The sequence below is a fragment of the Pseudanabaena sp. PCC 9330 genome (assembly GCF_055795045.1).
In genome coordinates this window covers 129,068-144,934 of record NZ_JAYFES010000108.1, presented here as the reverse complement: position 1 = coordinate 144,934, position 15,867 = coordinate 129,068, and the positions used below count along the sequence as shown (strand labels likewise).

Here is a 15,867-nt window from a genome sequence, read left to right as displayed (position 1 = left end):
CGTTATCGTTGCAGCTCAAAGCCCTAGCTCACCCTAAAGCCCTCTCCCAGAGCGGGCTACCGTGTCTACAAAAAGGCATCTCGGCGGAATTGCTCTCGTTCCATCCTCCCAAACCTCCTTGGAAAAGGGGATTTGGGTTTTCTTAACTAAAGAAAATTCCCCCCCTTTCTCAAGGGGGGCTCTATTGAAGAATTCTAATCGGTTGAAACTGGGGGGATCACAGCGTATGCCCTCAAAACCGGCAGCTCAGCCCCCCTGACTGAGGCGGCGAATTTTGAGCACATCAGTCATTTTGCGAATTTGGCCAAAGGTTTGATCGAGGTGAGCGTGATCTTTGACATCGATCCCCAGGTCAATCTCGGCGGTTTGACCAGGAAATGTCTTGACTTGGGCCTTGTGGACGTTGATTTGCAGGTCTGACAGGTGGGAGAGAATGTCTTTGAGCACGCCCACCCGGTCGATCACCATGATGCGCACCTCGACCGGGTAAGTTTGACGAGAGGCGCTGTGCTCGGCACAGTTCCAGGTGACGGGGATAATGCGATCGCCCGGTATGTCGGCCAGATTGGAGCAGCCCTGGCGGTGGATGGCAATGCCTCGGCTGCCCAGGGATACGCTGCCAATAATGGGCTCACCGGGCAGCGGGTTACAGCAGCCCGCAATGTGGTGCACTAGCCCCTCAATACCCAAGATTGGATCCTTTGAGGGGGTCTGGCGATGGCGATGGGGGGGGGTAACAGCCCCGGCCAAAACCTTTTCAGAGTCTTCTAACGACGCCTCCGAAGAGATCGACTCCAGGGGTTGCTTAGCCTTGACCGCTTCCCGCAGGCGGTTGACAAATAGGTTGAGGGTAACCTCGCCGTAGCCAAGCCCGGCCAAAAAGTCGTCGACACTCTGGTAGTTGCAGCGCTCGGCAGCGAGCTGAGCTGGCTCAGACTTGAGCAGGGCGTCAAAGCCGCTGCGGCCCAGCTCTTTTTCGAGCATGTCGCGACCTCGGGCGATGTTTTCGTCGCGGTGCGATCGCTTATACCACTGGCGAATGCGGTTGCGGGCGCTGGGAGTGACGACAAAATTTAGCCAGTCGAGGCTGGGGTGGCTATTCTTTTGGGTGATGATTTCAACGATATCGCCGTTTTCTAGCGGCGTGCCGAGGGTGACAATGCGGCCATTCACCCTGGCCCCGGCGCAGTGGTTGCCCACCTCGGTGTGAATGCGGTAGGCAAAATCGACGGACGTTGCCCCCCGGCTCAGGGGCACCACGTCGCCGTCGGGGGTGAAGACGTAGACATCTTCGTCAAACAGATTGCCCTTGACGTTTTCGAGAAATTCTTTGGCGTCTTTGAGGTCGTTTTGCCACTCCAGCAGCTGCCTCAGCCAGGTAAATTTTTCGTCGTCGGCGTTGATGCGGGTATTAGACGAGGAGCCAGCTTCCTTATATTTCCAGTGGGCGGCGATGCCGTACTCGGCGATGTGGTGCATCTCAAGGGTGCGAATCTGCACCTCAATAGGCTTGCCCTTGGGGCCGATCACCACCGTGTGGAGCGACTGGTAGCGGTTGGGCTTGGGCAGGCCAATGTAGTCTTTGAAGCGACCAGGAATGGGGCGAAAGGCATCGTGGGCGATCGCCAGAGCGCGGTAGCACTCTTCGTGGGTGCCGACGATCAGGCGAATGGCGGCGATATCGTAGATCTGGGTGAAATCTTTTTGCTGCCGCTCCATTTTGCGGTAGATGCCGTACAGGTGTTTGGGCCGACTGCTGACATCGACCACCTGAATGTCGGCCTGGTGCATGCGATCGCGCAGGGTTTCTGCCACCTGCACCAGCCGTGCCTCGCGATCGGCCCGCTTTTCGGTGACGTGCTGCTGCATCTGCCGGTAGGCGTCGGGCTCTAGATACTTAAAGGAGAGATCTTCCAATTCCCACTTGAAGCGGCCGATCCCCAGACGGTTGGCCAGGGGGGCAAAGATCTCCATGGTTTCGCGGGCAATGCGGCGGCGTTTTTCGTCGCTGAGGTGCTCTAGGGTGCGCATGTTGTGGAGGCGATCGGCCAGCTTCACCACAATCACGCGAATGTCTTGGGCCATGGCCAAAAACATGCGGCGAAAGTTTTCGGCCTGGCGCTCGGTTTTGCTTTCAAAGTTAAACTTTGAAAGTTTGGTAACCCCCTCGACTAACTGGCGCACCTCATCGCCAAAGTGACTCTCAATTTCTTCGGGGGTAATGTCGGTGTCTTCGACAATGTCGTGGAGAAAGCCCGAAGCAATCATGGCGCTGTCGCCCCCCAGATCGCGCAGCAGGCCAGCTACGGCGATGGGGTGGCAAATGTAGGGCTCGCCCGAGGCGCGATACTGGCCTTTGTGCAGGGTGTAGGCAAACTCAAAGGCCTGGCAGACTAGCAGGTTGTTCGATTTGTCTTCGGGGTCTTGGGCATGGTCATCGTGGCTGTCATCGTGATGGGCCAGCACGCAGGTTTGCAGCCAACTGGGCAGGGTGCAGTCATCGGGTAGGGGGGGATGAACTGTTGCAGTCATAGGATGCCGGTGACCTATCAGGGAGAGGAGTTTAATGAGGAGAATCTAGAATTAAAGGTGAAGCTCTAAACACTGCACTTAGGTTTATAGGTAGATCAAAAAAAGTAATTGCTAACTCAGAACAGCGGTGGCTGACCAATAGCTAAAGATGACCGCTAGACCGATGCATAGGGTGTAGCTGTTAGTAATCCTGGCAAAACTCATACAAATGTTCTGCCCTGGATAACTTGGCATGGGGCGGCAATAGTTAGCCTGGCTGGGCCAGTCGCTCGACACCTTGAGATAGCAATAACCTACACCATATCTCTGAGAAACCTGATGTTTTTTAGCCAAGCCGCAACAAATGCTTATGGCTTGCTTCGAGCTGGTAGAGAGTTATGTATTAATCTTAACATTTGTCCCCTCCAGGGGGAATTGGTTATTTGTCTTTGGTTACAGTAAAACGCCATTCCACTGAAAAAATCACTGTTCTAGATGGCCGATCGATCTAATGAACCCTGCTCCAGAAACCCTGCGATTGCACCTCCAAGCGCTGGACACCCTCGCCAGCGCTCCCCAGCCCGACGGTCGCCGCCTGCAAGAGCAATTTTTGCTGGCCCAGCAGCACTTTCAGCACCAGATTTTGCCCCTGGGTGAGCCCTACCCTGCCGTGCAGCCAGTGCTCACCGAGATGAATCGTGGTTTGCGGCTGCTGGCCATGGATGTGGCTTTTTTACAGGCGGCCCGCCAGTCGCTGACGACCCAGCAGCGCCAGCGCCAGATGAGAGAAAAGCTAGAGCAGCTGCTGGGGTTCTGTGAGGCGCTAATCCAGGGTTTAGAGGCGGAGGTGTAGCACTAAATTGATGATCGGTATGAATGATCGGTTGGGCGAGAAGCCGATTTCAGGGGTTGGATGGCTGATTTGAGGGTTTGAAGGTTGGCGCGTTAAACCCTTCCGACTGCCCAACTTTCAACGCTCGTGCCCGCCGAAACAGCAAATCTAGGCTCCTTTAGCCAGCACCGGGGCGGCTTGCAGCAGGGTTTGGGTGTAGGGATGTTGGGGCGATTCAAACAGGGTTTTGGTGGGGGCCAGTTCGACAATTTTGCCCGCCTGCATGACGGCAATGCGATCGCACATAAACCGGGCTACCCAGAGATCGTGGGTAATAAACAGATAGGTGAGGTTGAATTCTTCTTTTAGGGCCACCATCAGCTCTAGTACCTGGGTTTGCACCGTGGCGTCGAGCATGCTCACCGGCTCGTCGCAGATCACGAGCTGAGGCTTGGTGATCAGGGCGCGGGCGATCGCCACCCGCTGCTGCTGCCCACCGGACAGATCGCCAGGGAAGCGGTGGAAGTAGTCATGGGTGGGCGTCAGGCTGACTCGGGCCAGCATGTCGTGGGCCTGCTTCTCGGCCTCGGCCTTAGTGGCCAGCCTGTGGATAATTAGCGGATCAGCGATGCCTCGGCCCACGGCCATCATCGGGTTGAGACAGGCGTGGGGGTCTTGAAACACCATTTGCAGCTGCCGCCGCTGCTGTCGCATGGCTTCGCGGGAGAGGGTGGTGAGGTCGGTGCCGTCAAACATCACCTGGCCCGCCGTGGGCTTGATCAGCTGCAAAATAGTGCGCGACAGGGTGCTTTTGCCGCAGCCCGACTCGCCCACCAGCCCCACCACCTCGCCAGGGTAGATGTCGAAAGAGAGCCCATCTACCGCTTTGATCACCTTCGCCTCTGGCCCTCCCAGCAGCCCGGCCAGGGGGTTAGTCTCTAGGGTGTAGTATTGCTGCACATTTCGCAGACTAAGAATCGGCCCGGCGGGGGTAGCGGTGTAGGCTAGCCCTTCCGACTGCTGAAGCTGTAGGGCGCTCTCTACCAGCGATCGCGTGTAGTCGTCCTGAGGGTTTTGCAGCACCGTGGCGGCGCGGCCCTCTTCGACCACGCGGCCCTCGTACATGACCGCCACGCGATCGCAGTACTCGGCCACCAGCGACAGATCGTGGGAGATCAGCACCAGAGCAGTACCGGTCTGATCGCACAGGCGGGTCAGCTCGTCGAGAATTTGGGCCGATACAGTGACATCTAAACTGGTCGTCGGCTCGTCGGCCACGATCAGCAGGGGTTCTAAAATCATCGCCAGGGCGATCGCCACCCGCTGGCGCATGCCGCCGCTAAACTCGTGGGGGTACTGGTCAAACCGGCTGGCGGGAATGTTGACCGTTTCTAGGACGGCGATCGCCCGATCCTTGGCCTCGGCCTGGGAAATCTCAGAACGGTGGGCGCGCAGGGTCTCAATACAGTGATCGCCAATGGTCATCAGCGGGTTGAGCCGCGTCATCGGGTCTTGAAACACCAGGGCGATCGCCTCACCCCGAAACTGCCGCAGCCGCCGGGGGCTAAAGTCGAGCACCGACTCACCGTTAAACCACACCCGCCCTTGCAGCTCCGTCTCCTGGGGCAGCAGCCGTAGCGCCGCCCGCCCCAGGGTGCTTTTGCCGCAGCCCGACTCCCCCACCAGGCCGAGTTTTTCTCCCGCTGATATGGCTAGGGAGAGGCGATCGACCGCCCGCCGATCTTGGCCGGGGTAGGTGACACAAAAGCTTTCGAGAGACAACAGAGACTCTGTCATGGATGCCTACAACAGTGAAGGGCTAGCAGCCCCAAGGGAACAAGACTACCAGGAGTCTACGACAAGACACCGAGCAAAGTAGGGTTTCCCTGGGGCAGATAGACCCTATTGCCCGTACCACTCTTGCCGCCAAGCTTCCATCTGGTCGATCTCGGCCTGCTGGGAGGCGATGATCTCATCGGCCAGAGTGAGCAGCTCGGGGCGTGTGCTCTTGCTCTGCAAATCCTCCGCCATCTCCACCGCCCCCACATGGTGGGGAATCATTGCGTCAATAAAGCGCCGGTCAAACTCTTCGTCAGCCCCGCCCAGATCCATATCCATGCGCATGGCGGCGATCATCTCTTTGCTCATCGCCATATCGTGCTGCATTTCGGCGTGGTACATCATCGGCTCGGCGGGGGCGTTGGGGTACCACTCAGCCCGCCACGCTTCCATCTGCGCAATCTCTACCTGCTGGGCCGCAATGATGTCTTCTGCCAGCTGGCGAATTTCGGGCCGTTGAGAATTTTCTAGCGCCGCCTCGGCCATCACCAGCGCCCCCTCGTGGTGGGGAATCATGCCATCGATAAAGCGCAGGTCGTAGGTGGCATCGGCGGGGCCAAGATCCATCGCGTGACCGCCGTGCGGCATGTCACCGTCAGCCACAGCGGTAACCGCGTGACCGTCGTGCATAGCCTCCATCGACCGATTTCCGCAGGCAGCCAAAGGCATCAAGGTCGCCAGGGCTAGCATTGTTGCCAGGGGCCGATTCAGTCGCATAGTCCATCTCCTAAAGGCGTTACAAATCTAGCGTACATATTCCAGCCGGCTAGAGGGTCAAGGGATGCGATCGCCCCTCGCCAGCCCTATCTAAGCCATCTCCCTCAGCTGCGGAAAGTCTCCACCCCAAAAAGATCTGGGGTTTTTGAAAAACTCCGGATCTTGGCTTTCCAGCACCATGAGCCCCGGGGCGACGCTCAGCGCCCCGGGGCTGACGGATCCAACCCATCAAACCAATTTACTCTGACCAGATTTTATTTAATGTTTTGTTACGAAAATGAGAGGGGCGATCGCAGACTATTGTAAGTTTTGTAAGCAAAGTTGACCCTAATTTATTGCAAATTGTGTCACCTAAACCCCCTAAGCCTTATTGAATAAGGTTTTCTGGTACAAACATGAAAGACACATTCGATTTTGCTTTCGTTACGAAATATTTCCTGTAAAGTCTGAGAGTGTTTGTCCGCGGGTCGGCTCAATCGCTCATGGCTCGATCTCCCGGTCGAAGTCCCCCCACCCCAGCCCACGAAAGGAGTCTTACTGCATGTTCACCCACGTCAAGCCCACTGTGCGCCACATTGCCCCCGATGACCTCAACGGGCGGCGTCTGGTTAAGGTGGTCTATGTGGTTTTAGAGCCTCAATACCAGAGCTCTCTGTCGTCCGCCATCCGGTCGATCAATGCCAGCAATTCCCAGGTTGCCTTTGAGGTGAGCGGCTACCTGATCGAAGAACTGCGCGACGCCAGCAACTATGAGGCATTCAAGCGCGATGTGGCCGAGGCCAACGTCTTCATCGCCTCGCTGATCTTCATCGAAGACCTGGCCGATAAGGTGGTCGAGGCCGTTGCCCCGGTGCGCGACCAGCTCGATGTGGCCGTGTGCTTCCCCTCCATGCCCCAGGTGATGCGCCTCAATAAGATGGGCAGCTTCTCCATGGCCCAGCTCGGCCAGTCGAAGAGCATGATCGCCTCCTTCATGAAAAAGCGGAAGGAGAAGTCGGGCGCAGGCTTCCAAGACGCCATGCTGAAGCTGCTGCGCACCCTACCCACGGTGCTCAAGTACCTGCCGGTGGAAAAGGCCCAGGACGCCCGCAACTTCATGCTCAGCTTCCAGTACTGGCTGGGCGGGTCGCCTGAGAACCTGGAAAACTTCTTTCTCATGCTGGCCGATCGCTACGTGATCACCGATAGCCAGATTGAAGGTGCCCCCCAGGCCGAAAGCCTGGAGTACGAGGAGCCCGTCACCTACCCCGACATGGGCATCTGGCACCCCATGGCACCCCAGATGTTTGAGGATATTAAGGAATACCTCAACTGGCACGCCTCCCGCCGCGACATTTCGGAGGATCTCAGAGATCCCCTCGCCCCCACTATTGGCCTGGTGCTGCAACGCACCCACCTGGTGACCGGCGACGAAGCCCACTACGTGGCCATGGTGCAGGAGTTTGAATATCTGGGCGCGAAGGTAATCCCCGTGTTCGCGGGCGGTCTAGATTTCTCTAAGCCTGTGGATGCCTACTTCTTTGACCCGGTAGACAACAGCAAGACCATTGTCGATGCGGTGGTCTCGCTCACTGGCTTCGCCCTAGTGGGTGGCCCGGCGCGGCAAGATCACCCTAAGGCGATCGAAACCCTCAAGCGGCTCAACCGCCCCTACATGGTGGCGCTGCCCCTGGTCTTCCAAACCACCGAAGAGTGGGAAGACAGCGACCTGGGCCTGCACCCGATTCAGGTGGCGCTGCAAATGGCGATCCCTGAGCTAGATGGGGCGATCGAGCCGATTGTGCTCTCGGGCCGCGACGGGTTAACGGGTCGGGCGATTTCGCTTCAGGATCGGATCGAATCGATCACCCAGCGGGCGATGAAGTGGGCCAACCTGCGCCGCAAGCCCAAGCTCGACAAAAAGCTGGCGATCACCGTGTTTAGCTTCCCCCCCGACAAGGGCAACGTGGGTACGGCGGCGTACCTAGACGTATTCGGCTCGATCTACAAAGTGCTGGAGGCGATGAAGCAGAACGGCTACGACGTGCAGGATCTGCCCGAGTCGCCCGAAGCCCTGCTCCAGGAGGTGATCCACGACGCCCAGGCCCAGTATGCTAGCCCTGAGCTAAATATCGCCTACCGCATGCCGGTGCGCGAGTACCAGGCTCTCACCCCCTACGCTGAGCGCCTGGAAGAAAACTGGGGGCCACCGCCGGGGAACCTCAACACCGATGGCGAGAACATGCTGGTCTACGGCAAGGCCTTCGGCAATGTGTTTATTGGCGTGCAGCCCACCTTTGGCTATGAGGGCGACCCGATGCGGCTGCTGTTCTCCCGCTCTGCCAGCCCCCACCACGGCTTTGCCGCCTACTACACGTTCTTGAACAAAATCTGGGGCGCGGATGCGGTGCTGCACTTTGGCACCCACGGGTCGCTAGAGTTTATGCCCGGCAAGCAGATGGGCATGTCGGGCACCTGCTACCCCGATAACCTGATCGGCAGCATCCCCAACCTGTACTACTACGCCGCCAACAATCCCTCCGAGGCGACGATCGCCAAGCGCCGGGGCTACGCCGAAACCATCAGCTACCTCACCCCCCCCGCCGAGAATGCGGGCCTGTATAAGGGCCTGAAGGAGCTGAGCGAACTGATCGGTTCCTACCAGGGCAACAAAGAGAGCGGTCGAGCGGTACAGATCGTCAACGCCATCATCGAAACGGCGCGGATCTGCAACCTCGACAAGGATGTAACCTTGCCGGAAGGCGACTCTGGGGAGCTGTCAAACGAGGAGCGCGACGGCCTGGTGGGCAAGATCTACATCAAGCTGATGGAGATCGAGTCGCGGCTGCTGCCCTGCGGTCTGCACGTGGTAGGTAAGCCGCCCACGGCTGAAGAGGCGATCGCCACCCTGGTCAATATCGGCAGCCTCGATCGCGAAGAAGACGGCATCAAGAGCCTCCAGCGGATCATCGCTGAGAGCATTGGCCGGGATATTGACGATATCTACGGGAACAGCGATCGCGGCTACCTCGCCGACGTGCAGCTGCTCTACGACATCAACCAGGGGGTTCGTGCCGCCGTTGCCGCCCTCGTCCATGAGCAGATCGACGCCGAAGGCCGAGTCAGCATGGTGTCTCGACTCAATTTCTTCAACATTGGCCGCAAGGAACCCTGGATCAAGTCTCTCCATGAGTCAGGCTACAAGAACGTAGACGCCGACGCCATCAAGCCCCTGATGGAATACCTGGAGTTTTGCCTGGAGCAGGTCTGCGCCGACAACGAGCTGGGCGGGCTGCTACAAGCCCTCGAAGGCGAATACATTCTCCCCGGCCCCGGCGGCGACCCCATCCGCAACCCCGACGTGCTGCCCACGGGCAAAAACATCCACGCCCTCGATCCTCAGTCAATCCCCACCACCGCTGCGGTGCAGTCGGCCAAAATCGTGGTCGATCGCCTGCTAGAGCGCCAGCGCCAGGAAAACGGCGGGGCCTACCCCGAAACCATTGCCACCGTGCTCTGGGGCACCGACAACATCAAAACCTACGGCGAATCCCTCGCCCAGATGATGTGGTTTGTCGGCGTTAAGCCCGTGCCCGACTCCCTAGGCCGGGTGAATAAGCTAGAGCTGCTGTCCCTGGAAGAGCTGGGTCGTCCTCGCGTTGACATCGTGGTCAACTGCTCTGGGGTGTTCCGCGACCTGTTTATTAACCAGATGGCTCTGCTCGATCGCGCCGTGAAAATGGCCGCCGAAGCTGACGAGCCCCTGGAGATGAACTTCGTCCGCAAGCACGCTCTGGAGCAGGCGGCGGAAATGGGGATTGGCCTGCGCGAAGCGGCTACCCGCATTTTCTCCAACGCCTCGGGGTCGTACTCGTCGAACATCAACCTGGCGGTGGAAAACAGCACCTGGGAAAACGAGGCCGAACTCCAGGAGATGTACCTGAAGCGCAAGTCCTTTGCCTTTAACTCCGACAACCCCGGCGTGATGGACAGCAACCGAGGTTTATTTGAGTCGGCCCTCAAGACCGCCGAGGCCACCTTCCAAAACCTGGATTCCTCGGAGATCTCCCTCACCGACGTGTCGCACTACTTCGACTCTGACCCCACCAAGCTGGTAGCCAGTCTGCGCGAAGACGGCAAAGCCCCGGCCTCGTACATTGCCGACACCACCACCGCCAACGCCCAGGTGCGCACCCTGTCGGAGACCGTGCGCCTGGATGCCCGTACCAAAATGCTCAACCCCAAGTGGTACGAGGGCATGCTCTCCCACGGTTACGAAGGGGTGCGGGAACTCTCCAAGCGCCTGGTCAACACCATGGGCTGGTCGGCCACAGCGGGTGCAGTGGACAACTGGGTCTACGAAGATGTCAACACCACCTTCATTCAAGATCCGGAGATGTGCAAGCGCCTGATGGATCTCAACCCCAACTCCTTCCGCCGCATGGTTTCGACCCTGCTGGAAGTGAACGGGCGCGGCTACTGGGAAACCAGCGACGAAAATCTGGAGAAGCTGCAAGAGCTCTACCAGGAAGTCGAAGACCGGATTGAGGGCGTTGAGTAGACCCTGACGAATAGCTAACAGAGAGGGGTAGGCGCAAGCCTGCCCCTTTTCGCTATAGCTGAGCAACAGTCATGAAACCGTTAGGGTCAGAGGGCGGCGGCAGCCCAGGCAGGCTGGTGCTGGTGGGCCACCAGAGAACTCACCCGGCCCAGCTCGTCGAGGCGCAGACTAGAGCCCGAGGGCAAACACAGCCCCCGCTGAAACAGATCGGCAGCAACGGCCCCACCCACCACCTCACAGCCCGCAAACAGGGGTTGCAGGTGTAGGGGTTTCCACACCGGGCGCGACTCGATCTGAACGGCCTCTAGAGCCAGGCGAATGGTGTCGCGATCGCAGCCAAACTCGTCTTCATCCACCGTTAGGCAGGTGAGCCAGCGGGTGGCTCTGCCGTAGGCGGCCTCGGGCATGAAGCTAATCCCCGGCAGGTGGCCGAGGGCCTGGTGGTAGGCGGCAAAGTTGCGGCGGCGGGCGGCGACCCGTTCTTCTAATACCGCCAGCTGCCCCCGGCCAATGCCCGCCAGCACGTTGCTGAGGCGATAGTTGTAGCCCAGGTGCGAGTGCTGGTAGTGGGGAGCGGGGTCGCGGGCCTGGGTAGCCAAAAACTTGGCCTGGCGGGCCAGATCTGGGTCAGCGGTGACCAGCATGCCGCCACCGGAGGTGGTGATAATTTTGTTGCCGTTAAACGAAAAAATGCCCAGGCGGCCCACAGTGCCGGTGGCCCGCCCCCGGTAGGTGGCCCCCAACGACTCGGCGGCATCTTCGATCAGGGGCACGCCGTAGCGATCGCAGATCTGCCCGATGGCACCCAGGTCGGCACTCTGGCCGTAGAGGTGCACCAGTACCACGGCTTTGGGCAGTTTACCTCGCCGGGCTCTCTGTTCGAGTGCCGCTTCTAGCAGGTTAGGATCCATATTCCAGGAGGTGCGATCGCTGTCGATAAAGACCGGCGTTGCCCCCTGGTAGACAATCGGGTTAGCCGTGGCCACAAAGGTTAGAGTCGAGCACAGCACCTCATCCCCCGGCCCCACCCCCAGCAGCCGCAGGGCCAGGTGCAGAGCCGCCGTGCCCGAGCTGACCGCCACCGCGTGGGGCGACCCCACCGCCGCACCAAATTCGGCCTCAAAGGCATCGACGTGGGGGCCGACCGGGGCGATCCAGTTGGTGGCAAAGGCCTCTTTGACGTACTCCAGCTCGGCCTCGCCCAGGTGAGGGGGAGACAGCAAAATGGGCTTAGGCGGCATGACTTACTCCTCTAGGGTGGCGCGGTAGGCAGGAAAAAAGGTGCCCTGGGTCAGTTGGTCGGGGGCAACGCCCAGGGCCTTGGCCCGCCGGTTGACCAGGGTCTGGTACTGGGCGGGGTCGCTCACCAGCCGCAGGCTTTGAAACTGCCACCGCCCCGACGCAAACCCGGCTTTAAACTCAAATAAGGGGTCTCTGGCGGCCCCTACGCCGCCGCCCAGATGCAGCCAGCGATCGCCCCGCGCCTTGGCCCACTGGCGCACACAGTCGGTTTCTAAAGTAGTGGGCGACTGCCTTAGAAAGGCGGTGCGGGTGCCGCCAAACAGTGCTTGCACCATACCGTGGGACTCGGAATACAGCCCGGCAGAGGCGGTTTCGCCCTCGGCTTCGACCACGCACAGGTGCAGGCGATCGCCCAGGGCCTGGTGCAGCCCCTCAAAATAGGCCTGGTCAAACTCAAAGTAGGTGCCGGTGGCCCCCACCCGGGCCATGGTTTCGGTGTAGATCTCGACAAACAGCGGCAGGTGGGTGGCGCAGGGCACCAGCTTGGCCTCCCAGCCCTGGCGGCGGCAGCGGTTGATCTTGTTGCGGTGGCCCGACTTGGTCTGGTTCCACAGCTGCGCCTCGGGCAGGGTGAGATCGATGGCTACGGTTTCGCCGTGGTCTATCACGGTGCAGCCGGGTACCCCCGTGCGAAAGTCGGCATTTAGCCACGGGTGCAGCCGAAAAAAGGCCGAGCAGACGCCTTTTTCTTTGAGGCCCCAGCAGAGTAGGGCGATCGCTCGGTTGAGAAACGCCGCATCTTCTCGCGCCGCCTGGTTCAGCAGCAGCCCCGGATAGCCGTAGGGCGACACCGCATCGAGGGGGTCGGCGATCGCCCAGCCGTCGGGGTCGCCGTCGGGATCGCCGCCGTGGCGCAGCAGGTAGGGGGCCAGCAGCGCCCGGCCCTGGTCTTCGACCACCATGGCCTCAGGCAGGGTGTGGGTGCGGGCCGCTTCTACCAGCAGGTAGCCGGGCTGCTGGTAAATATCGTGGGGGTTGTGGTCGAGCAGCGATCGCCAGCGCGGGCTGTCGGGGGTCAAAACATCGAGCTGCATAGAAACGGTTTCCTCACGCTAGCTAAACTCTCAGGTGTCCACGTAGGGGCACAATGCTGTGCCCCTAGGCACGGCGGCTCAAACCAGCCCCCGTCTACCGGGCCAAAATCTGCACCTGTAGACCCTGAGGAGGCCGCAGCGAAAATGACGGCCCTGGGTGGGGCACCATGGTTTGGTTTGGCAAGGGCCGCAGCTGAAATCGCTGACCAATGTCGGCCAGCAGCAGCACCGCCTCTAGCATGGTCAGCCCCTGGCCAATGCAGGCGCGGGGGCCACCGCCAAAGGGATAGTAGGCCTGGGGAGGAATGCGCTTGGCCACATCGGCAGCCCAGCGCTGGGGTTTAAAGCTATTGGGGTCGTCAAACCAGCGGCTGTCGCGGTGGGTGACCCACTGGCACATGACCACATTTTCGCCCGCATGAATGGGCTGCCCGGCGATGGTGCAGTCTTCGGTGGCCACTCGCCCGGTCACCCAGGCCAGGGGGTACAGGCGCAGGGTTTCTTTGATCGTCCACTCGGTTAGAGGCAGGCGGGAAACGTCTTCCATACTGGGCGATCGCCCCCCCAGCACCGTTTGCCATTCCTCTACCAGGCGGGCTTCCCAGTCGGGAGCTTGGGCAATCTGCCACCAGGCCCAGCAAAACACATCGGGAATGGTGTCGTGGCCAACGATGACGTTGATCAGCTCGTCGCGCAGCTCGCGATCGCTCATGCCGACCCCGGTGTCGTCTTGCACCTTGAGCAGCTGGAAGAGCATGTCGCCGGTATCGGGGTTGTGCTCTCGCCCAGCGGCGATCGCCGCGTAGATCCAGCGATCCATCGCCTTGGTGGCCTCGTGGTAGAGGCGGTTAGTCGCGGTCGGAAAATGCTCAGGCATCAGGTACAGCAGCCAGTTGCGATCGCGGTTGTCGTACTCCTTGAGAGCCGCATTCAGCACGGCCTCGATACCGTCGATATGGGCCAGCCCCACCTCGCCAAAGGCAATTTTGGTAATGATTTGGCGGGCCACACGGGTGATTACTGGGCGGATGTCGAGTACGTCGCCCGAGCACCAGGTGTCGAGCTGGGCGCGCATCTGGGCCACCGCCCAATCGCCGTAGTTCGCCAGGTGGGAGCGCTGAAAAATCGGCTGCATCAGCCGCCGCTGCCGCCGCCAAAAGGTGCCCTCGCTCACCGCCAGCCCGTGGCCAAACAGCGGATCAAAAAATCGCGACTCGCGCCCCTCAGCTCGGGCCAAAAAGCTCGACCCCTGGGTGACAAACACGTCTTTGATCAGATCGGGATGGTTGAGGAAATACACCGGGTGGGGGCCAAAGCGCAGCCGCACAAAGTCGCCGTACTCGGCGCAGCGGCTATAAAACTTGAGCGGGTTCAGCCGATAGTCGAGGGCGTGGCCAATCACCGGGTAGCCCTTGGGCTCAGCCAGGGCGCGGGGCGACGGCAGCGGTTGGAGGGTGGTAGTCATGACTCAGCTCATCCTTCACAAATAGATGAATAGGACTCAACAGCACAAACGGCCCTAGACAATTTGCCGCACCAGGGCAAAGGCCTCGGCAGCGGCGACGCCCACCGTGGCCCCCCGCAGCTGGGCCAGGGCCTGGAGTGCTGGCAGCGATCGCGGGTGCGGAAACGGCTTGACCTCGTCGCGGTAGCAGCTCATCGCCTTGAGCTTGACCTCCAGGTAGGGGGTAATGTCGGCAAACACCGTGGGCCGAAACACCTGGTCACCCTCCGGCGAGGCCCACTCGGTCTCTGAGAGGGTCTCGTAGCAGAGCACCTGGCGCACCGGGCAGTCGTTGATGGGCCGCGCCGCCACCAGCCCCGCCAGGTACACCCGCTGGTGGTCGGCGTGAATGTCGCCCCGGTGCGGCAGGTACAAAATCGTGGGCTGCACCTGGGCGATCGCCTCGCCAATGGCATTGGCCAACTGGTAGCCCGGCAGGCTGTCGAGCCGAGGGGCCGGAAAATCGAGATGGGTAGTGCTAGCTACCCCCAGGGCCCGGTGGGCGGCGCGAATATCTTGCTCTAGGGCGGCCTGATCGTCGTCGGGGTAGAGGTCGGGGTCGCCCTTGGTCATAATCAGCACATGCACCACATCACCCGCGTCGGCGTGGCGAGCGATGGTGCCGCCACAGCCTAAGACCTCGTCATCGGGGTGAGGGGCGACTACTAAGACAGACTGACTCATAGCGGGTTCTGGGGAAGAGTGAGGGTATGGGCGGCGGGAGATATTGACAACTTTTTAGCTTCGACAATGCCCTATGCAGCAAACTAAGCCACACCCAGGGCCAGGGGGCGCGATCGCACCGCCGGAGCCTCTAAAAACCATCGGGTATCAGGGCCGCAGCAAAACAACACATCCAAAATCGACAGGTTAGGAATAAACCCCGCCTCAGGGAAGAGCTGGGTATAGGTGGGCGGCGTAAACTCTTGCCACTGCACCTTCACCCCCGCCGCATCAAACAGCGCCAGATCCATATAGTCGCGGCCCCCTGGCCCCGAGAGGTAAGTGCCGGCCCCCACCGCTTTGCAGGCCGAGATCAGCAGCTCGCTTTTGTGGCCCTGGGTCGATAACTCAGACAGCCGAATGATGGGCGTATGAATCTCGAGCTGCTGCATCACCCACTCGATCAACGCCATATTTAAAGCACAGAGATTGTGCCAATCCTGCTGCAACAGGTATTGCAAATCAGCAGCGTAGCGATCAAAGTAGGGCGCAGGCGAATAGTTGGTAGTTAGGGTGCCCCAGTGCTTGCGGCTCCAGGCCGTATCGGGGTTGATTTTGACATCGAGAATGCGCTGATTTTGCTGGTGTAAAACCGGTACCGTCAGCCACTGATCGCCCTGGCTAGTTTTGACCTTATTGCGGTGCTGCAAACCTCGCCGCAAAAACTCGACATCATCCATCACAATAAACAAGTCGGCCTGAGCCAGTTTATGAAAAAAGCCGAGATAGGGCAGGTACTGGGGCTGGTGAATAGCGGCAATCGTCATGGTAAGTAAGGAAGAAAACAGCTGGGCCGATCTGACAAATACTGGGGCCTGGTGAGCTTGTCTGAGCGATGGTTGCGTTGGGTTACGCTATCGCTAAC

General features: G+C 60.0%; 10 protein-coding genes. 2 read left to right on the top strand and 8 right to left on the bottom strand.

Annotated elements, in window-relative coordinates:
* Positions 1-246: 246 nt before the first annotated feature.
* On the bottom strand, positions 247-2,532 hold the full coding sequence (locus AC0QKW_RS15575; protein ID WP_473151994.1) for a RelA/SpoT family protein: 2,286 nt from the start codon (positions 2,530-2,532) through the stop codon (positions 247-249).
* A 490-nt stretch (positions 2,533-3,022) separates the two neighbouring features.
* Between AC0QKW_RS15575 and patD the strand changes: the two genes are divergently transcribed.
* Positions 3,023-3,364 carry a heterocyst frequency control protein PatD gene (patD, locus tag AC0QKW_RS15570; protein ID WP_473151993.1) on the top strand — a complete coding sequence of 114 codons (342 nt, stop codon included), beginning with the start codon at positions 3,023-3,025 and terminating at the stop codon, positions 3,362-3,364.
* Positions 3,365-3,511: 147 nt separating this feature from the next.
* Here the strand turns inward: patD and AC0QKW_RS15565 are convergent, their stop codons facing one another.
* Together AC0QKW_RS15565 and AC0QKW_RS15560 are read right to left on the bottom strand one after the other, a co-directional pair.
* The gene (locus tag AC0QKW_RS15565; protein ID WP_473151992.1) at positions 3,512-5,140 is read right to left on the bottom strand and encodes a dipeptide ABC transporter ATP-binding protein; all 1,629 of its coding nucleotides are present in this window, start codon (positions 5,138-5,140) and stop codon (positions 3,512-3,514) included.
* Positions 5,141-5,245: 105 nt separating this feature from the next.
* Positions 5,246-5,899, bottom strand: coding sequence for a DUF305 domain-containing protein (locus tag AC0QKW_RS15560; protein ID WP_473151991.1), 654 nt, complete (start codon positions 5,897-5,899; stop codon positions 5,246-5,248).
* A gap of 541 nt (positions 5,900-6,440) precedes the next feature.
* Between AC0QKW_RS15560 and AC0QKW_RS15555 the strand changes: the two genes are divergently transcribed.
* The gene (locus AC0QKW_RS15555) at positions 6,441-10,439 is read left to right on the top strand and encodes a magnesium chelatase subunit H (protein WP_473151990.1); all 3,999 of its coding nucleotides are present in this window, start codon (positions 6,441-6,443) and stop codon (positions 10,437-10,439) included.
* A gap of 86 nt (positions 10,440-10,525) precedes the next feature.
* Here AC0QKW_RS15555 and AC0QKW_RS15550 read toward each other — a convergent pair whose 3' ends face one another.
* The 5 genes from AC0QKW_RS15550 to AC0QKW_RS15530 all read right to left on the bottom strand — a co-directional run bounded on the left by AC0QKW_RS15550 (position 10,526) and on the right by AC0QKW_RS15530 (position 15,769).
* Positions 10,526-11,680, bottom strand: coding sequence for an aminotransferase class I/II-fold pyridoxal phosphate-dependent enzyme (locus AC0QKW_RS15550; protein ID WP_473151989.1), 1,155 nt, complete (start codon positions 11,678-11,680; stop codon positions 10,526-10,528).
* A gap of 3 nt (positions 11,681-11,683) precedes the next feature.
* Complete coding sequence (locus AC0QKW_RS15545) at positions 11,684-12,775, bottom strand: GNAT family N-acetyltransferase (RefSeq protein ID WP_473151988.1); 1,092 nt, start codon at positions 12,773-12,775, stop codon at positions 11,684-11,686.
* 94 nt (positions 12,776-12,869) lie between these two features.
* On the bottom strand, positions 12,870-14,240 hold the full coding sequence (locus AC0QKW_RS15540; RefSeq protein WP_473151987.1) for a cytochrome P450: 1,371 nt from the start codon (positions 14,238-14,240) through the stop codon (positions 12,870-12,872).
* 54 nt (positions 14,241-14,294) lie between these two features.
* Positions 14,295-14,963: a PIG-L deacetylase family protein gene (locus tag AC0QKW_RS15535; protein ID WP_473151986.1), complete on the bottom strand. Its 669-nt coding sequence runs from the start codon at positions 14,961-14,963 to the stop codon at positions 14,295-14,297.
* 83 nt (positions 14,964-15,046) lie between these two features.
* On the bottom strand, positions 15,047-15,769 hold the full coding sequence (locus AC0QKW_RS15530; RefSeq protein ID WP_473151985.1) for a WbqC family protein: 723 nt from the start codon (positions 15,767-15,769) through the stop codon (positions 15,047-15,049).
* Between the last annotated feature and the right edge of the window lie 98 nt (positions 15,770-15,867).